We start from the raw sequence: 18,620 nt of genomic DNA, 5'->3' as shown, positions 1-18,620 counted from the left end.
ACTAACTTTTATCCATATGAAAAGAAGCTAGGCGAATGCTCAATTTATTAAAAAATATTATTATAAATAGGCGTTCACCACCTATCTTTTCACTCCATATGCTATATAAAAAAGGAAAAGAGGATGAGTATGGGAATTGAATTAACAGCTCTCCACTGGATTTATGTAGCATTTATTGTTCTTATTATTATTTTCATGGTGAAGCGACTCGATACTTCACTAATTAGTATTGTAGGAATATTCGTTATTGCATTTGTCGCAACAGGAGACTTTATTTCTTCTATTAGTGGGGTTTTTAACAGCTTTATTTATGCGATTACAGAACTCTTATCTACTATTTTAATTATTTCTATTATCGTGGCGATGAGTCGGGTGCTTACAAAAACGGGTATTAATGAAGTAATGATCGCGCCGTTTACAAAAATTATAAAAAATCCGACACTCGGGTTTTGGACAATAGGTATATTAATGATGGTCATTTCATGGTTTTTCTGGCCTTCGCCTGCTGTTGCCTTACTCGGAGCAGTACTGTTACCGGTAGCAATTCGGGCTGGACTTCCAGCACTTGGAGTGGCAATGGCAATGAACTTATTCGGGCATGGTATCGCGCTGTCTAGTGATTTCATTATTCAAGGTGCACCGAAATTGACTGCCGATGCTGCAGGGATTCCAGTAGGGGATGTAATTACGGCGAGTATCCCGCTTGTTATTACAATGGGTGTCGTGACAACTGCAGTGGCGTTCTATCTTTTGAAACGAGATATGAAGCGAGGAACTATTCCATTAGTAGGAACGTATGATAACAGCACAGAACAGGAAAAACCCGATGATTTATTATCGATGAGACAGAAAAAATTCTTTGCCCTTTTAATTCCAGTTGCTTTTTTACTCGACGTTGTGGCAATGTCTGTTTTTAATCTACAAGGTGGAGATGCAACTGCTTTAGTAGGAGGGACTTCTGTATTTATATTGCTCCTTCTTTGTGTTGTAGCCTATAGAAAGAAAGGGCTCGATCAAACGACGGACTATTTTATTAAAGGTTTTCAATTTGGATTTAAAGTATTTGGTCCAGTAATCCCAATTGCGGCATTTTTCTATTTAGGGGATGCAGGATTTCTTACCATTATAGGGGAACACTTGCCTGAATCTTCACATGGGATAGTCAATGATTTAGGTATGGGGTTAGCGGCAATTGTTCCATTAACTACAGAAATAGCTGCTGTTACTCTGACAGGGGTAGGGGCAATTACGGGGCTAGATGGTTCAGGGTTCTCAGGAATTTCTCTAGTAGGGTCAATCGGAAGTTTATTTGGTACGGCGATTGGTGAAGGAACTGCAACGTTAACGGCACTTGGACAAATTGCGGCTATTTGGGTAGGTGGTGGTACCCTGGTTCCTTGGGCACTTATTCCTGCAGCTGCAATTTGTAACGTTAGCCCATTTGAGCTTGCTCGCCGAAATCTTGTACCTGTAGTAGTGGGGTTAATCGTTACGACAATTGTAGCGATGTTTATCATTTAATTTACTTGAAGTTTATGAAAACGCACCTTGGAGTAACGCCTAAATGAAGTAAAGAATAAACTATATGAAATTAGTAAAGAAGGATGGTATATTTTGAATTTTAGTGAGCAGCCTGTTAATCCAGCTGATCCAAATACAATACCTAAATTTATAGATAAATTAGTAAAACCGCCTACTGCAAGACCGAGAGCAAATAAAAATTATCCGGTAAATTCCTATTATGAAATACAAATGCTAAAGTCAAAGCATCGATTCCATAAAAATTTTCCTTTTACTGAAGTGTGGGGATATGATGGCATTGTTCCGGGGCCGACCATTGAATCGAAAAAAGACTACACGACATATGTGAAATATTTGAATAGACTTCCGGAAAAACATTTCTTGCCGATTGACTATAGTTTGCATGGCGTAAACAATTCCGCAGAAGTACGGACCGTAGTTCATTTGCATGGAGCAAATGTTGCTTCTGCAAGTGACGGCCACCCTGAAGCATGGTATACGAAAAATTACGCTGCTACAGGTCCAACATTTAAACAGGAAGTACATGAATATACAAACCACCAGCCTGGAACGACATTGTGGTATCATGACCATGCAATGGGGCTTACTCGATTAAATGTCGTTGCGGGTCTTGCTGGTTTTTATTTACTTCGTGATTCATCGGAAGAACGTTTACAACTGCCACAGGGGAATTATGAAATTCCTTTACTCATTCAAGATAAATCATTCAATGAAGATGGTTCTATTTTTTACCCTACAGAACTAGATCCACCATTTCCCCTTCCCGTTCCTGACCAACTTCCATTGCCAAACCCGACTGTCACGTTAGGCTATGTCGGTAATACGATACTAGTTAATGGAAAGGTATGGCCAATATTAAATGTTGAGCCGAGAAAGTATCGCTTCCGCATATTGAATGGCTCAAACCGGAGAAGCTATAACTTGCGTCTCTCCAATGATGAGAAAATAAGCCAAATCGGAACAGATGGTGGGTTTTTAGCTGCCACTGTAAATATTGATTCAGTTGAATTAACTCCAGCAGAACGGGTAGATGTCATTATAGATTTTAGTGATTTTGCCAATGAAGAGATAATTTTAATGAATGATGACGAGGAATTTGCTGATGAACATACGAACGTTATTATGAAGTTTACTGTAAACTTGCCATTAAAGGGTGAGGATACAAGTCAAATCCCTACATTATTAGAACCTGCAATGGAATTGAATGAGCATCATGCGCATACGGTCCGGGATCTTCCTTTAACAAGTACGTTAGACCGTTATGGCAGACTTATGCTGTTATTGGGCGATAAAATGTATCATGATCCCGCTACTGAAAAACCATCTTTAGATAGCATTGAAGTTTGGAATTTGATTAATACTACACCAGTCCATCACCCGATTCATGTTCATCTAGTGCAATTTAAAATACTTGAACGTAGACCTTTTAATGTAGATCTTTATGTAGCAGAGGGGAAATTGCAATTTACAGGCCCTCCGGAAGAACCGCATGATTATGAACGAGGCTGGAAAGATACTGTAAAAGCGGATATAGGAAAAGTAACAAAAATTATTATGCACTGGAAGGAACATACGGGGGATTATATATGGCATTGTCATTTTTTAGAGCATGAAGATCATGATATGATGCGCCCGATTCGTGTCATTAAAGATGCACATCCCGTAACACCTCCTCATAGTAACGAACATTAAAAGAGTAGGGACTGTGACATAACCTAAAAATGCCATTCTCCTTGAGGGAAATGGCATTTTTGCTGGCAAAAAAAAATTGATTTCCATTCCGGGACGCTTTCCGCGGGCACGGCCTGAGCCTGTAGTCTCAGGCGTCGGTGCTCCTGCGGTTACTCGTCGCAAAATAAATTTTGCTGTTCCCGCAGGAAGCTTTGCTTGTAGCTAAAGGCGTTAGCCGTCAGCTACACTCGCCCTCCATTCCAATCAATTTTTCAAGTATCGGTTTTATCATAAGGATCATTTCCTTAATCAATGAAATCTCTACTTTTGTCTCGGCCTTTCTAAATATTGTTTAAAATTTTATTAGAGTACTAACACTTTTTCCACCGTCATTCTCCCAGCGATTAATATCCAATTGCTCATCAGAACATCTCATGATATACATCATCCTTTTTAAGTATTTTCATTGTGGGAAGCTTTGTTAAAGAGTGGCGATTTCAATAGTGCCAGTTTTGATATGCATAAGGCGTTTGTTGGCTATGGAGCGCACATTGTGAGCAATGATACTGGGAATATAAATATTGAGGGGATATTTGTTGCGTCTCTTTGGAGCAATCGGAATAGGATCCAATAAAGGTATTTGGCTTTACAGAACTGATGGCTTCGTTCCATTCATTTTCATTGATGCAATATGTTTGAGATAAAATATTAGGTGGAGTTAATTTTAATAAATCAGAACCCAATATTACTTCAGGAGTCGGTGCATTAAAAATTGCTAAAAGATGTGTGTCATCAACAGTGGCTACTTCATAATGCCACCAACCTTGTGGAACATTCGCCACTTGTCCAGGTGTCAGCGGATAATGGAGAAGCTGTTTTGTGAAAGGATTTAAGATAGATACGGTAACAGCACCAGAAATACAATAGATAAGCTCTGCTGCATTTTGATGATAATGCGGTTCAATTATATTATCGGCACTTAAATATATATCCAGTAAGGACACATCATCCAAGGTATTTAACTGTTTTACCCCTAATACGTTTATAAAATTTCGATGGTCTTTTTTAAATAATGTGCTTTTATTTATGTCAAAAGCAAATTGAGTAGATGGAGATGTGTAATCTATAGATGACGCCATTCTTTCTTCACCTCGTATATAAGTTTAAAACTGGCTTTCTAGTTATATTATGCTTATTTGCCTCTTTTGGTGTACTTAAAAAGGTGCCTAAAAAGCCATATGCCTCTCACTAGAAATGAGAGGCATACAAGTTATATTAAATTTTAATTATTAACAGCCATCCTACTTAGAGGACTTGATTCATCAATAATATCGGTTAAATCAAAAACAGAAATCGGAAACATAGGCAAGCCTACGTAATAGGGGGTAATTTCGTATAGCTGGAAATAGATTACTAGTGTTTTATCCGCTATATAAAAATCCTGGTTTGGTTGAATACCGTTAAAATCATCCAGAAGGGGAATATCCCGCTCGTGAATTTGAATATTTACAAGACTGGAAATCCGTTTAATATAGTCACTGCCTGGGATGAATAAATCTTCTAACTTACAAATCTTCTGTTTTTCTAAATCAAAGTTTAATGATTTGATATAGGTCATTCCGTGAGCAGCCTTTTGATGATACGTATAATTGGAAAGTGATAAGCTTAATATTTGTCGTTGATTATTTTTTATTTCATAAAAACCTCGCATTTCTTCCACTGTTGTCGGCATATCACCAACTTGATCAGAAATCAGCTTTTTCACTTGTTCCTTAATTGCCTCATTCATTTTATTTTCCCAAAAATTATTCTCGGTAAAAAATACATACGGATAATACACTATCTGGTTTTTGCCACAATCCAAACGAAGCGTACTTATAGGCAAAGGACCTATTTGTAGAATGATTACACTCCCTTTATGTTTGTTTTCAACCTGAAAAAACACAACCGATATTGTTATTTATATGTAAAGGTAAATACTTTATGAAAATGTCTGCAACTAAAAAGATATTACATTAAGTACAATCATAAAATGAGTCAAGAAAAGGGTTTTACGCAATTTATTAAATAAAACCATTAGGAGTAGAGGATGCTGGATAAACAAAATAGTAAGTACAGATGGATTGTATTTGCTTCGGTATTGCTTACGTATTTGCTTATGGCAAGTCAAAGAACTGCACCAGGATTGATTACGGACCAGTTAATGAACGATTTTAATATTACCGCTACGACAATCGGATTTATTACAGGTGTACAATTTTTTGTTTATACAAGTCTACAGATTCCGATGGGGATTTTAGCGGATCGCTTTGGACCGAATTTCTTTCTTATTGTGGGTGCAGTTATAACGGGTGTTGGAACGGTATTTTATAGTGTGGGAACACATGAATATGTACTGTTTCTATCACGTATTTTAACTGGACTAGGCGATGCTACGATTTGGGTAAATATGATGCTTATATTAGGGCAATGGTTTCATAAAAAAGAATTTGTTCGGTTAGTAGGCTTTGCCGGTATGACAGGTAGTTTAGGTTTTTTATTAGCTACTGTTCCATTCTCTGCATGGATACAGCTACTTGGCTGGAGAGGGGCCTTTTTCTCGTTAGGAGCTATCGTTTGCTTATGTGGTTTGCTTCTATATGTTGTTCTTATAAAAAATACAAAACAAACATTTATAAAACCGGTCGTTGAAAAAGAACAAATACTTCGAGAAAGAACAGGAGTAATAGTAAAAAGGGTTTTTTCAAATCGTCAGGCATGGGCTTTATTTTTCTGCCATTTTGGAGTGGTTGGGGGTTATGTCGGTTTTATTAGTTCATGGGCAGTACCTTTTGGTATGGATATGTATGGGATGACACGTTCTGAGGCAAGTCAGCTAATTATGGTTGGTCTTGTTGGAGCAATTTTAGGCGCACCTTTAATGAGTTGGGTTGCGAGTATGTTCGATACTATTAAAAAACCTTATATTACCGTTCATCTAATCGTCTTATCAAGCTGGATTACTTTTTTATTCTTTAAAGGATATCCATCGATTTGGTGGGTGATTATACTTTTCTTTCTAATCGGTTTTGGATACGGGGCAAGTGCATTAACGTTTGCGGCAGTTCGTCGCTCTTTCCCGCTCGAAGAATCAGGTATTGTATCGGGTTTCGCGAACACAGGCGGTTTCTTAAGTGCTGTATTATTACCGATATTTTTAGGGGCGATATTAGATTACGTTCATGGAAGTTCTGGAATGTTGCAAAACGCTTATTACTATGGCTTTATTATTCCTGTTGTTTTTTCAGTAATTGGTTTAGGTGGAATGTTTCTTTTTAGGGAAATGCATGGTCCTGAATAATGTTTTAATTTGACTACATCTCTTTCACATAAACCCCATTTCCTCGCGCATCCTAAAGTAGGAGGAGGTGGATTTTATGCACGAGAAAAAATATACAGAAGCAGGCACCGATATTGAAGAAGTAAAGCGCTTAAATGCAGCATCCGGTCTTTCCTATAATGATACACTGGCCATACTAGCTCAAAAGAAAGATGATCATACGGTAGACGAAGTTCCACTTAAGACAATAAGTGAAAATCTTGAAGTAGATAGCAATGCGTATAAGTTAAATGAAGTACCGGGAAATATTCAGGTAGATCGTAATTCTCCTCATTAACACTTAAGAAAGGAAGCTGTCTAGTTGACAGCTTCCAAAAATCTTAGGAGTGTTTAGATGCATCTTTTTTAGAAATGAATGTTTGACAGCATGTTTCGCTTGAGCTTTTCGCTTTCTCTCGTTTATGGAGGTCGAAATCAGAAGCAAACTCGGTATTCTCATTCTTACTGGTTTTATCCATATTAATTTCTATTTTTTCAGCTCCACAAAAATTTCCCTCCGCATGGAAAAAACAGTTGGATACAGTACATTTCACCTCTAAAGTAGGCATAAATTTCCTCCTCGTTAATTTTTTTGAAAAAGTATAAAAAGAGTATTAACTTAAATATCCTTTTATATTCCTCAATATTTAATTTGTCCAATTGCACTTCTTTTATGTTCTAGTAAATAAGCTACAATTAGCCAATTCTTTTTTGTGAATGAAAAACTGTATTTAAATAGAAAAAATTGCTAAAATTTAAGAAATACATGTTTTTATGAGGAGCGATGGGGATGACGGTTACAAAAGCATTATTTGAACAATCTCGAATAACACCGGAAGCTGAAGCTATTGTGTTTCAAGATGAATCCTGGACTTATAAAGAGCTTTATGAAAAATCATTAAAAATTGCACATTACCTTGTAAAAAAAGGCTTTAAAAAAGATGATATTGTTGCACAGTTTACGCTTAATTCCAATCTGTTTATGGCGATTTATTACGGTGTACAACTTGCAGGGCTTACGGTTATGCCTGTTAATACGAAGCTGGCTTCACCTGAAGTCGAGTATATTTTTAAACATTCAAAAGCAAAGGTATTAATTTATGATGAAAAGTTACAAGGGACACTTGATTTTCCTCTGACTGGATTTGACGAAGTACTAACATTAGAAAAAATGCGAGCAATTATTAACACACAAATGGAAACAGAAGAGCTACCAACATTCGATTTAGAAGAGATATCTGTTGTCATGTACACATCGGGTACTACGGGAAAACCTAAAGGTGTAATGCTTAGTCACCGTAATGTATTGGAAACAGCAGAAATTTGGTCGGAGTCTATGGAAATGAATGAAAAGGATCGCATGTTTATATGCACACCTTTATTCCATTGTGCAGGCAGTCATGTTTTTGCTGTACCGACAATTTTAAAGGGCGGAACAGTTATAATTGATGAGGCATTTTCACCTGAGAAAACTTTAAAAAAACTGGTAGAAACACAGACTACGATTTTCTTCGGTGTTCCGGCAATGTATACAATTTTATTAAATAAGCCAGAGCTTGCTGCCTATAATTTTGAGCATTTACGATTGTTCTGTTATGGAGCAGCTCCGATGCCATATGAACTAGTGAAACGTTTGAAGGATACATTCCCAAATGTAAAAGTACAAAACTTATACGGCCAAACCGAGAATACACCTGCAGCAAGCTCATTATTAGATGAAACGGCACTTATTAAAATTGGATCAGTAGGTAAGCCACTTGCACGAACAGAAATTCAATTGCTTAATTCAGATGGTGAAATCGTACCTGTGGGTGAAGTAGGGGAAATTTGTGTGAAGGGACCGCAAGTCATGAAGGGCTACTTGTTTGCACCGGAGGAAACAGCGAACGCAATTCGAAATGGCTGGCTTCATTCAGGGGATTTAGGTCGATTTGATGAGGAAGGCTATTTATATATTGTGGATCGTAAAAAGGATATGATTATTCGCGGTGGTGAAAATATCTATCCGATTGAAGTGGAGGAAGTGCTCTATCAGATTCCAGAAATTTTAGAAGCAGCAATCGTTGGCGTTCCGCATGATGTATATGGCGAAGTACCGAAAGCATATGTCGTGATAAAGCCAGGTAAAGAATTGACTGAGCAACAAGTATTTGAATATTGTGCTACTCAATTGGCAAAATATAAAATACCTTACGAAGTAGATTTTATAGGGGAACTGCCACGGAATGCTTCTGGAAAAGTGTTAAAGCATACGTTGCGCCCGAAGCAAACGACTTAGAAGCGGTATTCTATTAAAGTGGCAGCAGGATGACTTAATTTTAAATTTACTTACCAATTTAGGGGAATGTGCGCCAGTTATTCAGGAAACGATGATTCGTCCAGCTAACAACCATACCTCTCTGTCTGTTATAATAATCGTTAGCAAAACATGATGGAGGCAATTATGGATAATAATGATATTTTAATCCGTGTACGTTATGCACTGGATTTGAAAAATAGAGAAATGATTGAAATATTTAAGTTAGGCGGCTTAACGATTACACCAGAGGAAATGCCGAAAATTTTAACGAAGTCTTTGGAAAAAGAGGCTGAAGTACCAGTTGATTACGATCAAATGAAGGTAAACAATAAAAATTTAGAGGCCTTTTTCAATGGTCTAATTACGTTTAAGCGCGGTCCTATGCCTAAAAAAGAAGGACAAGCAGCACCAGTACAAGAAAAGGCGGATCATGTAAACAATATGGTCTTAAAGAAACTAAAGGTAGCGTGCCAGCTTACAACCGAGGATATGCTTGATATTCTGGATGAAGGCGGCATCGCGGTTTCGAAAGGCGAACTAGGTGCAATTATGCGTAAACCAGGTCACCGAAATTATAAAGAGTGTGGGGACAACTTTGCCCGCAAGTTTTTAAAAGGCTTATCCATTCGAAATCGAGGATAAAATTATAAACTGTTTAGAAGGTGAATACTTTCTAGGCAGTTTTTCATTTGTAGAGGAAAATTGAATTATGAGATAAAACGTCAACTATCTATTTATGTTTGAAGTTTGATACAATGGAATGTATTGCTTTACTTCTGAGTGCAGACGTACAAAAACATAAGTAAGAAGGTTAAGGCAGATATAATTAATAAGAGGAATGGTGAACGAGCGTTGAAAACTTTTAAGAAAGTATATATCGAAATTACAAGTGTTTGCAATTTAGCTTGTAGCTTTTGTCCACCTACAGAGCGAGCAAAAGGGTTAATAAAGGTAGAGCAATTTGCTCATATTCTTGACGAAATTAGTGGCTATACAAAATATATTTATTTGCACGTTAAAGGGGAGCCTTTACTGCACCCGCGAATTGGTCAATTACTTGATATTGCCCATGAAAAAGGCTTTAAAGTCAATATTACAACAAATGGAACTTTAATTAAAAAGAACCGCGATAAACTATTAGGTAAGCCAGCACTTAGACAAATTAATTTTTCTCTTCATAGCTTCGATGGACATGAAGGTTCTGAAAATCGAGAAAAATATTTAAGTGATATTTTGGAGTTTGTGCGAGATGTCCGAGAGCATAATGTCATTATTTCCTACCGATTATGGAATTTACAGCGCAATAATGTTTCGGAACTGGCAAACCGCAGAAACCGTGAGACACTCGAAATATTAGAAAATGAATATGGGTTAGATTTTGAGATTCAAGAGCGTGTAGAAATGGGCAAAGGTTTAAAAATAGCAAAAAATATTTATTTAAACCAAGATCATGAATTCCGCTGGCCAAGCTTGCTTGAAAAAGCGGATGAAGGGAAAGGATTCTGCCATGCCTTGCGTACACATGCAGCTATTTTAGTGGATGGCTCCGTCGTTCCTTGCTGTCTAGATGGGGAAGGTGTCATCAATTTAGGCAATGTCCATAATCAGCAATTTGGGGACATTATTAGCACTGAACGTGCACAAAACTTAGTAGATGGCTTTTCTCGTCGTGAAGCTATGGAAGAGCTATGTAAAAAATGCGGTTTCCGCCAAAAGTTTGGCATGGAGTCGGAGTTACCTGACATATAAAATACTAATTTTAAACCTTCTGACATATAAACGGATATAGTATAATCATAGTATTAAATTTACGAATTTAACAAAAAAATAGGTCGTAAGTGAGGGGATTATACTATGTTTGGTAGAAGTAAAATTGATAATTATATTTATTTTAGTCAACAATCCGATTCCGATATTAGAGCAAATGAACGACTGAAAGAGAAATTGGACTTTTTGGCGCTAAGTCATGTACGCCGTAATTCAGTAACGCTATTAAAAAAAATCTATAATGAAAATCGCGATGAAATTTTGGATAATTTTTATAATAGGTTACTGGCAATACCCGAGTTTTCTAAAATTATTTTGGAGAATTCGAGTGTTGAACGATTAAAGGTTACTTTTGATCGCCATTTTTCCAGCCTGTTTCAGGACGAACTAGATTTGGAATACGTATTTAAACGTCGACAAATCGCTTATGTACACGCAAGAATCGGAGTTCTACCAAACTGGATGATTTCAGCCTATACATTAATTAATCAGTTGATTATCCCCTTAATTGCCAAACAATGTGGACGGGATTATCAAAAAATGCTCGATACATTGTTGGCTTACGATAGTCTCGTAACATTGGACATACAAATCATAGTTGAAACTTATATCGAAATTCAAGGCGGTTCAGTTGTAAATGGTTTAGGTGAAATTATTACTTATAATACACAGCTTGACCAAATAAAAGAGCTCATTCAATTTCAGGACGTGCAGCACAATGATGTGAAATTGGTGAGTGATTTGATGTTGGAGTTGGATGCCAGTATAGAAGAAATTGCTGCTTCTGTAGGGGATATCTCGATCCATACACAAGCGTCTTTGACGGAATTGAATAGTGATTTAGCAGCTTTACAACAGGTATCTGCGATTTTGCAAAATACAGACGAAGGACAACAAGCGGTTCGTCAAAATGTTGCTAACTTAGTTGATCGCGTAAATAGCGTATCAAAAGTTATGTCTCTTATTCAAGGTATCGCTGACCAGACAAATCTATTAGCGCTTAATGCCTCTATTGAAGCGGCTCGAGCAGGGGAAGCAGGTAAAGGATTTGCGGTAGTAGCAGAGGAAGTACGTAAATTAGCAGATGACACAAAACGATCTGTTCAATCAATTGATACTGATATTAAAGCGTTATTACATATTACAGCCAATATTGATGAATTAACGAAACGCTCCACAGATGAATTACACGTGGGTGTATCGGATGTTATTCACATTACGAAAACGTTATCGGAGTTAAACTCAACTTTGCAAACACAAGGGCTACGTTTTGAGGAAATTTCCTCTACAACACGCCATCAAGCAAAATTTGCCTCAGAAATTGCCGATCGCAACCGTAACATTACGGAAAGTACCGTTCAAAGTAAAAAAATTGCTTTTGATACAGGGGCTGCAATTTACACTTTAAGTAAAATGATTGATGAATATCGTTCGGAGACCATTTCTAAAAACCTTATTCTTGCCCAAGAAGACATTATTGAAATCGCCATAACGGATCATTTATTATGGCGCTGGAAAATTTATAATTTACTATTAGGTTTTGAAGAAATGAGTAATTTAAAATTAGATTCACCACGTGATTCTAATTTAGGCCAATGGTATTACGGTAAAGGGAGAGAACTATTAGGTGAAGAAAAAGTCTTCCTTGAATTGGAAGAACCTTTCCTAAAAGTTTATGATATTGCTAAAAAAGCAGTAAAGGCACACACAGTTGGTGACAAACAAGCGGCTGAAATCCTTTTGGAGGATCTAACGGTAACATCCAATATTGTTATCGGGAAACTAAATCACTTACAGCAAATTCTAATCGACGCAAAAGCTCCTTATGTAAGATCATAATATGTATTTACGACGGGTTGTTCAAATTTAACTTTGAATAACCCGTTTTCTTTATATTTTACATTGCTCTATTGTGCCTGCATAAATGTAACAGTCATCTCTTGACTGTCGTATAAGCACCATTCCTTATTTTCAACTACTGGACCGACATTAATCTGATAACGCTTATGTCCAACTGATAATGGAATATTATATGGTACTGGTTGCCTCTTTCCATTGTTGTATATAGCGGCCTCATGACTATGTCCAAAAAATAGTAGCGGTGTTTCAATATGGGGGAATGTTGGATTAAATGTTTTATCCCATTCTATTTGATGTCCATGAATTAGCGTAGCATGTTCAATTTCAAGAGCATTTTTATATTGCAGAAAACGTTGATCCCCCGTTACAAGTGCAATACGTTCTTCCTGGTTACCGATGATTGAAGGAAATGTTAACAAGCTCATAAACTTATCATCTATAATCGCCGCGTCCTTTAGCTTTGCATGACGAACCATTTTTGCTTTTTTCTTGCCGATTTTACACTCAAATAAATCCCCTAAGCCAATAATCTCTGCATTGGGCGCTACTTGTTGAATATGATTTAACACCTTTTTTGTATTTTTATAATGCGAATGTAAGTCGCTCAAAATTGCATATTTCATAAAGAATCACCACCGTGTTTAATAGGATTTCATCAATATTATAGCAATAGTCAATTTATTGATAAATAAAACATTTTTATTACTCAAAATATTTGAAGGTATAAATAAAGAATCAAATGTTATAGGATTTTATGAAATATTTTTGTTGTTTATATTTTCTGTATAGCGCAATAATATTTCTGTAAAAGTCATTGTTTCCATTTTTAGTGACTGTTAAAATTAAAATGTATAAATTTTCAGAAAAGAATAAAGGGGTGGGTTAAATGAGTACTTACACAGAAGAGCATGAGATGTTTAGAAAAGCTTTACGCAAAATGCTGGATAAAGAAGCGTATCCTTATTTTGAGCAATGGGAAAAGGAGCGGGATATCCCACGTGAGTTTTGGTTGAAGCTTGGGGAGAATGGATTTTTATGTCCAATGGTCAGTGAAGAGTATGGGGGGCTTGCACTGGATTTTGGCTATTCTGCTATATTAACGGAGGAACTAGAACGTGTTGGCGCAGGCTTAGCAAGCGGGATTTCGCTTCATTCCGATATTGTGACACCTTATATTGAAGCATACGGAACAACTGTGCAAAAAGAAAAATGGCTTCCTAAAAGCGTAACAGGAGAGTACATTTCGGCTATCGCAATGACAGAACCGGGTGCAGGCTCTGATCTCGCGGGGATACAAACGACAGCGAAAAAAGATGGCGAGTTTTATATTTTAAACGGTGAAAAAACGTTTATTACAAATGGCATTCATGCAGATTATGTTGTTGTCGTTTGTAAAACTGATCCGCAGGCAAGTCCGGCATATAAAGGGGTTAGTCTGCTTATAGTTGAAAATGGTACACCTGGTTTTAAACGTGGGAAAAAACTCGATAAAATCGGAATGCACAGTGCAGATACAGGAGAGCTTATTTTTGAAGATGTGCATGTACCGGCAGAAAACTTATTGGGAGAAGAAAATCGGGGCTTCTATTATTTAATGGAAAAATTGCAACAGGAACGTTTAATTGTAGCCATTGAAACTCAAATCGAAGCTGAATGTTGTTTACAGCTAACGGTAGATTATGTGAAAGAACGTAAAGCATTCGGGAGTCGTATTGCAGATTTCCAAAACACACAATTTAAATTAGCGGAAATGGCGACGGAAATTGAGCTAGGGCGTACATATGTCGACAGTTTAATTGAAAAACATATTGCTGGTAAAGATATTGTGAAGGAAGTATCCATGGCGAAATGGTGGATTAGTGAAATGGCTAAACGAGTCGTAGCTGATTGCCTACAGTTACATGGAGGATATGGCTATATGGAAGAATATGAAATTGCGAGACGTTACCGTGATATTCCCGTAGCGGCGATTTATGCTGGTACGACGGAAATTATGAAGGGAATTATTGCAAAACAAATAATAAAATAGATAGACTAAGGGGATGGAATAATGAAAAACGTATATATCGTAGACGGGGCACGTACAGCATTTACAGCTTTCGGAGGTTCTTTTGCAACAACAGATGCAGTACAGCTTGGCACAAAAACAGCAGTGGAAGCGTTAAAGCGGGCAAACGTACAGCCTGAGCAAGTCGATCATGTAATTTACGGGGGTGTAATTACAACAGGTGCCAACTCGGCATATTTAGCCCGTCATATCGGTCTTTATACAGGTGTACCAAAGGAAGTGCCAGCATTAACGTTAAACCGTCTTTGCGGATCTGGTATGCAATCGGTCGTATCGGCTGCTCAAATGATTCAACTAGGTGAAGGAAATGTAGTACTTGCTGGGGGAGCAGAAAACATGTCCCAATCACCGTATTCCAATTTTGAACAACGCTTTAGCAGTTCGAAACTAGGCAACCTGGAGTTTACAGATATGCTTCAAGCAACATTAACTGACCAGTATACGGGCTCAGGAATGGGCTTGACGGCAGAGAAACTTGCTGAACAATATACGATTTCCCGCGAGGAGCAAGATGCCTTTGCACTTCTATCAAACGAACGTGCGGCAAAAGCACGCGAGAACGGTACGTTTGCAAAAGAGATCGTGCCTGTTGCAGTAGCTACAAGAAAAGGCGAAATTTTAATAGAGCAGGATGAACATATTAAAGAAGGCGGCACGATGGAAAGCTTGGCTAAATTACGCCCGGCATTCAAAAAGGACGGGTCCGTAACTGCTGCGAATGCTTCCGGCATTAACGACGGGGCAGCATCTATCGTTGTCGCAAGCGAAGATTTTGTAAAGGGACAAGGGTTAAAGCCGTTAGCCCGCATTGTATCATGGGGAATAGCAGGCGTTGATCCGACGATTATGGGAATCGGCCCGGCTCCGGCAATTCGTCAAGCATTGGAGCGTGCAAATTTAACAATTGAAGACATGGATTTAGTTGAAATAAATGAAGCTTTTGCAGCTCAATATATTGCAGTGGAAAAGGAACTTGGTCTGGACCGTGAGAAAACGAATGTAAACGGTGGTGCAATCGCACTTGGTCATCCGGTTGGTGCAAGTGGAACAAGAATCATCTTATCCGCTGCTTACGAACTGCAACGACGTAATGGGAAGTATGCGGTTGCCAGTCTTTGTATCGGTGGCGGACAAGGAATTGCTTTAATTATAGAAAGAGTATAGAAATTTAGCATGCTAGGAGGAAGTTTCCAGCATGCTTTTTTTGTTGTTTTTATTAGAACAATAATGTCAGAAAGATGATTTTAGAACAAGCTGAACCTTTTTAGCACAGCGAAAGGATATATTAGAAAATCGCAACTTTATTAGCATAAATAAAAATATATTAGATGATTTCAGATTATATTAGAAAACTTTGCAAATTTTTTTGCCTCAAGTTTCTAAAGGAAAGCTTACTGAAATAGTTTTTTTTATTTGCACTCTACTACAAAAAATTCAAAACGTTTTAATTTGACACAAACCTTACTTTTTTTGCTGTAAACAACCAAAGGACACTCCGCCAAATTTTACGCATTAATTGCGGAATATGGTACACTAAAGCCAACGAATAAAAGGTGGTAAAACAATATGTCAGCAATTAGTTTATTAAATGAAACACTTCAAAATAAATGGTCGTTTGAAACGACAATGAAAATTCAGGATGAAATGATTCCAGCGATGGTTGAAGGGAAAGATATCGTAGCAGAATCCCCGACCGGCTCAGGAAAAACATTAGCCTACACATTACCGATTCTAAATAAAGTAGACGGTAAAAAGAAACAGACCCAAGCATTAATCGTTGCACCGTCACAAGAGCTTGCAATGCAAATTGTTGAAGTTATCCGTGATTGGACAGTAGGAACGGATATTACTGTGCAGCAACTAATCGGTGGTGCGAACTCGGCACGCCAAATCGAAAAATTAAAGAAAAAGCCAACGATTGTTGTCGGAACACCAGGTCGCTTAAATGAATTGGCTCGCCAAGGGAAACTAAAGCTTAGAGAAATAGAAACAATTGTTTTGGATGAATGCGATCAGTTACTAAGTCGCGAATACCGAGTAGTTGTAAAATCATTTATTGAAAATGCCGCATTCGGTCGTCAAGTCGTTGTAGTATCTGCAACGATTACAGAAGAAATAAAGCTTGTAGCAGAACGTTTAATGTTCGAGCCAATCAGCATTGAGATTAAGCCTGAAGATATGGTGAAGTTCGGTAAAGTAGAACACTCCTTTGTAAAAGTAGAGGAACGAGATAAAACAGAGATGCTTCGTCGTCTTGCAAATATTGAAGGATTGCGCGGTTTGGCATTCGTTAATAATATTGACCAAGTACTAATGAAACAAAACAAGTTGGAGTACCGCGATGCACCAATCGTAGCACTACATTCAGATATGAAAAAAGATGAACGTAAAAAAGCGTTGGATGCTTTCAGAAAAGGGGAAGCGCGTATTTTAATTGCAACAGATATTGCAGCGCGAGGTTTAGATATTTCAGGTTTAACACATGTTATTCATGTCGATGTTCCTCGTACAATTGAGCAGTACACACATCGTTCGGGACGTACAGGACGTGCAGGAGCAGACGGAGAAGTATTAACATTATTATCTTATAAAGATGAAAAGACTTTCAAAAAATGGTTGCGTGATCTTTCATTAAAAGGTGTTCAAAAAGTTTGGACTCAAGGGCAGCTTATGGAGGGGAATGCCAAAACAGTTTCGTCAAAAGCGGCTCCACCAGTAAAGAAAGCAACAGAGAAAAAGCCTTATCAACCAAAATCTAATAAAAAAGGCATGACTTTCAGTAAGAAAAAGGAGAAATAACAATTGATGACATTCCAAGAGAAGTTAGAGCAATATGCAGATTTAGCTGTTCGTATCGGAGTAAATGTTCAAAAAGGACAATACTTATTAATTAATACTTCAACAGATACGTTGGATTTTACACGGATTGTGGTAAAAAAAGCGTATGAGGCAGGCGCAAGTCGTGTCCATGTAAATTTAACAGATGCAAGCTTTGAACGTGCCTATTATGAAAATGTTACTGTAGAAGAAACAGCCAATTTTCCAAAATGGGTCGTTGCACAACGCGAAGAATTAATCGAGCGTAAAGGCGCACTTCTTTGGATTGATGCGGAAAATCCTGATTTACTGGCGGGCATTGATTCCGAGAAAATAGGTGCTCAGCAGAAGGCAGCAGGTGCAGCGCTTGTAAATTATCGTAAAGCGGTAATGAATGATGATATCGCATGGTCAATTATTGCAGTCCCTTCTCCAAAATGGGCGGCTAAAGTCTTCCCTGATTTAGCTGAGCAAGAACAAGTACCGGCATTATGGGAAGCAATCTTTAAAACGGTGCGTATCGGTGAAGGTAATGCGGTTGAAAACTGGAAAAATCATATTGAAACTTTACATGCACGTGCAGCTCAGCTTAATGCTAAGAAATATGCAAAATTACACTACGTGGCACCAGGTACAGACTTAACAATTGAATTACCTGAAAAGCATTTATGGAAAAGCGGTAGTAGTCAATCTCCGAGCGGTACAACATTTATTGCGAATATGCCGACAGAAGAAGTATTTACATTACCTGCAAAGTATGGTGTAGATGGATGCGTATCTAATACAAAACCACTTGTATATAAAGGAAATATTATTGATGAATTTAAGCTTACTTTTGAAAAAGGAAAAATTGTGAGCGCTGAGGCAAAAGTAGGTGAGAAATTACTGCAGCAGCTTATCGCTTCAGATGAGGGTTCAACTTATTTAGGTGAAGTCGCATTAGTACCGCATGAATCACCAATTTCGGCATCTAATATTTTATATTACAACACATTATTTGATGAAAATGCATCAAATCATTTAGCGATTGGTGAAGCATATCCGACTTGTTATGAAGGTGGCAAGGAACTAGAAAAAGGTCAGCTAGAATCGTTAGGTATTAATACATCGATTACACATGAAGATTTTATGATCGGAAGCGCTGAAATGGATATAGACGGTATTTTAGCGGATGGCTCAAAAGAACCGATCTTCAGAAAAGGAAACTGGGCATTCTAATTATAGAAGTGGGGTGAGTA

At 37.6% G+C, this 18,620-nt stretch carries 16 protein-coding genes; 12 read left to right on the top strand and 4 right to left on the bottom strand.

The annotated features are described in order from the left end of the window. Positions 1–129: 129 nt before the first annotated feature. Both MKY13_RS17650 and MKY13_RS17645 read left to right on the top strand, forming a co-directional pair. Complete coding sequence (locus tag MKY13_RS17650; RefSeq protein ID WP_339214192.1) at positions 130–1,521, top strand: hypothetical protein; 1,392 nt, start codon at positions 130–132, stop codon at positions 1,519–1,521. Positions 1,522–1,614: 93 nt separating this feature from the next. After that, positions 1,615–3,234, top strand: a complete 1,620-nt coding sequence (locus MKY13_RS17645) for a multicopper oxidase (protein WP_339214190.1) — start codon at positions 1,615–1,617, stop codon at positions 3,232–3,234. Positions 3,235–3,710: 476 nt separating this feature from the next. Here MKY13_RS17645 and MKY13_RS17640 read toward each other — a convergent pair whose 3' ends face one another. Next, a complete protein-coding gene (locus tag MKY13_RS17640) occupies positions 3,711–4,352 on the bottom strand; it encodes a cupin domain-containing protein (RefSeq protein ID WP_339214188.1) in 642 nt (213 codons plus the stop codon). A 143-nt stretch (positions 4,353–4,495) separates the two neighbouring features. After that, complete coding sequence (locus tag MKY13_RS17635; RefSeq protein ID WP_225231321.1) at positions 4,496–5,002, bottom strand: DUF3298 and DUF4163 domain-containing protein; 507 nt, start codon at positions 5,000–5,002, stop codon at positions 4,496–4,498. 303 nt (positions 5,003–5,305) lie between these two features. On the opposite strand from MKY13_RS17635, the gene MKY13_RS17630 reads away from it, so the two are divergent. Together MKY13_RS17630 and MKY13_RS17625 are read left to right on the top strand one after the other, a co-directional pair. Continuing rightward, entirely contained in the window at positions 5,306–6,553 is a 1,248-nt protein-coding gene (locus MKY13_RS17630; protein ID WP_191701034.1) for an MFS transporter, read from the top strand. Between the two features lie 76 nt (positions 6,554–6,629). Continuing rightward, positions 6,630–6,869, top strand: a complete 240-nt coding sequence (locus MKY13_RS17625; protein ID WP_191700973.1) for a hypothetical protein — start codon at positions 6,630–6,632, stop codon at positions 6,867–6,869. A gap of 43 nt (positions 6,870–6,912) precedes the next feature. On the opposite strand, the gene MKY13_RS17620 is transcribed toward MKY13_RS17625, so the two are convergent. After that, positions 6,913–7,140: a DUF1540 domain-containing protein gene (locus MKY13_RS17620; protein WP_191700974.1), complete on the bottom strand. Its 228-nt coding sequence runs from the start codon at positions 7,138–7,140 to the stop codon at positions 6,913–6,915. A gap of 221 nt (positions 7,141–7,361) precedes the next feature. Here MKY13_RS17620 and MKY13_RS17615 point away from each other — a divergent pair, with 221 nt between their 5' ends. The 4 genes from MKY13_RS17615 to MKY13_RS17600 all read left to right on the top strand — a co-directional run bounded on the left by MKY13_RS17615 (position 7,362) and on the right by MKY13_RS17600 (position 12,476). Next, positions 7,362–8,849: a long-chain fatty acid--CoA ligase gene (locus tag MKY13_RS17615; RefSeq protein WP_191700975.1), complete on the top strand. Its 1,488-nt coding sequence runs from the start codon at positions 7,362–7,364 to the stop codon at positions 8,847–8,849. A 165-nt stretch (positions 8,850–9,014) separates the two neighbouring features. After that, entirely contained in the window at positions 9,015–9,512 is a 498-nt protein-coding gene (locus MKY13_RS17610) for a DUF1456 family protein (RefSeq protein WP_191700976.1), read from the top strand. A gap of 210 nt (positions 9,513–9,722) precedes the next feature. Beyond that, positions 9,723–10,619 carry a radical SAM/SPASM domain-containing protein gene (locus tag MKY13_RS17605; RefSeq protein WP_191700977.1) on the top strand — a complete coding sequence of 299 codons (897 nt, stop codon included), beginning with the start codon at positions 9,723–9,725 and terminating at the stop codon, positions 10,617–10,619. A gap of 105 nt (positions 10,620–10,724) precedes the next feature. Continuing rightward, positions 10,725–12,476, top strand: a complete 1,752-nt coding sequence (locus tag MKY13_RS17600; protein ID WP_339214184.1) for a protoglobin domain-containing protein — start codon at positions 10,725–10,727, stop codon at positions 12,474–12,476. A gap of 68 nt (positions 12,477–12,544) precedes the next feature. Here the strand turns inward: MKY13_RS17600 and MKY13_RS17595 are convergent, their stop codons facing one another. Then, positions 12,545–13,120, bottom strand: a complete 576-nt coding sequence (locus MKY13_RS17595) for a metallophosphoesterase family protein (protein WP_339214182.1) — start codon at positions 13,118–13,120, stop codon at positions 12,545–12,547. Between the two features lie 263 nt (positions 13,121–13,383). Between MKY13_RS17595 and MKY13_RS17590 the strand changes: the two genes are divergently transcribed. The 4 genes from MKY13_RS17590 (at position 13,384) to MKY13_RS17575 (ending at position 18,600) form a co-directional block, all read left to right on the top strand. Next, on the top strand, positions 13,384–14,526 hold the full coding sequence (locus MKY13_RS17590) for an acyl-CoA dehydrogenase family protein (protein ID WP_339214180.1): 1,143 nt from the start codon (positions 13,384–13,386) through the stop codon (positions 14,524–14,526). Between the two features lie 21 nt (positions 14,527–14,547). Continuing rightward, positions 14,548–15,729, top strand: a complete 1,182-nt coding sequence (locus MKY13_RS17585) for an acetyl-CoA C-acetyltransferase (RefSeq protein ID WP_191700981.1) — start codon at positions 14,548–14,550, stop codon at positions 15,727–15,729. 402 nt (positions 15,730–16,131) lie between these two features. After that, a complete protein-coding gene (locus MKY13_RS17580; RefSeq protein WP_191700982.1) occupies positions 16,132–17,364 on the top strand; it encodes a DEAD/DEAH box helicase in 1,233 nt (410 codons plus the stop codon). Between the two features lie 6 nt (positions 17,365–17,370). Continuing rightward, positions 17,371–18,600, top strand: a complete 1,230-nt coding sequence (locus MKY13_RS17575) for an aminopeptidase (protein WP_191701035.1) — start codon at positions 17,371–17,373, stop codon at positions 18,598–18,600. Positions 18,601–18,620: the final 20 nt, after the last annotated feature.

The sequence above is a fragment of the Solibacillus sp. FSL W8-0372 genome, from assembly GCF_037969735.1.
Classification (GTDB): Bacteria; Bacillota; Bacilli; order Bacillales_A; family Planococcaceae; genus Solibacillus; species Solibacillus faecavium.
The sequence above is the reverse complement of the archived record's forward strand: the minus strand, read 5'-3'. Positions and strand labels throughout refer to the sequence as shown.

Bases quoted from the DNA above. Each gene is read 5' to 3' on its own strand.
- MKY13_RS17625 (WP_191700973.1), top strand. From the start codon at position 6,630: ATGCACGAGAAAAAATATACAGAAGCAGGCACCGATATTGAAGAAGTA.
- MKY13_RS17615 (WP_191700975.1), top strand. From the start codon at position 7,362: ATGACGGTTACAAAAGCATTATTTGAACAATCTCGAATAACACCGGAA.
- MKY13_RS17635 (WP_225231321.1), bottom strand. From the start codon at position 5,002: ATGAATGAGGCAATTAAGGAACAAGTGAAAAAGCTGATTTCTGATCAA.
- MKY13_RS17640 (WP_339214188.1), bottom strand. From the start codon at position 4,352: ATGGCGTCATCTATAGATTACACATCTCCATCTACTCAATTTGCTTTT.
- MKY13_RS17580 (WP_191700982.1), top strand. From the start codon at position 16,132: ATGTCAGCAATTAGTTTATTAAATGAAACACTTCAAAATAAATGGTCG.
- MKY13_RS17650 (WP_339214192.1), top strand. From the start codon at position 130: ATGGGAATTGAATTAACAGCTCTCCACTGGATTTATGTAGCATTTATT.
- MKY13_RS17585 (WP_191700981.1), top strand. From the start codon at position 14,548: ATGAAAAACGTATATATCGTAGACGGGGCACGTACAGCATTTACAGCT.
- MKY13_RS17620 (WP_191700974.1), bottom strand. From the start codon at position 7,140: ATGCCTACTTTAGAGGTGAAATGTACTGTATCCAACTGTTTTTTCCAT.
- MKY13_RS17595 (WP_339214182.1), bottom strand. From the start codon at position 13,120: ATGAAATATGCAATTTTGAGCGACTTACATTCGCATTATAAAAATACA.
- MKY13_RS17575 (WP_191701035.1), top strand. From the start codon at position 17,371: ATGACATTCCAAGAGAAGTTAGAGCAATATGCAGATTTAGCTGTTCGT.
- MKY13_RS17610 (WP_191700976.1), top strand. From the start codon at position 9,015: ATGGATAATAATGATATTTTAATCCGTGTACGTTATGCACTGGATTTG.
- MKY13_RS17600 (WP_339214184.1), top strand. From the start codon at position 10,725: ATGTTTGGTAGAAGTAAAATTGATAATTATATTTATTTTAGTCAACAA.
- MKY13_RS17590 (WP_339214180.1), top strand. From the start codon at position 13,384: ATGAGTACTTACACAGAAGAGCATGAGATGTTTAGAAAAGCTTTACGC.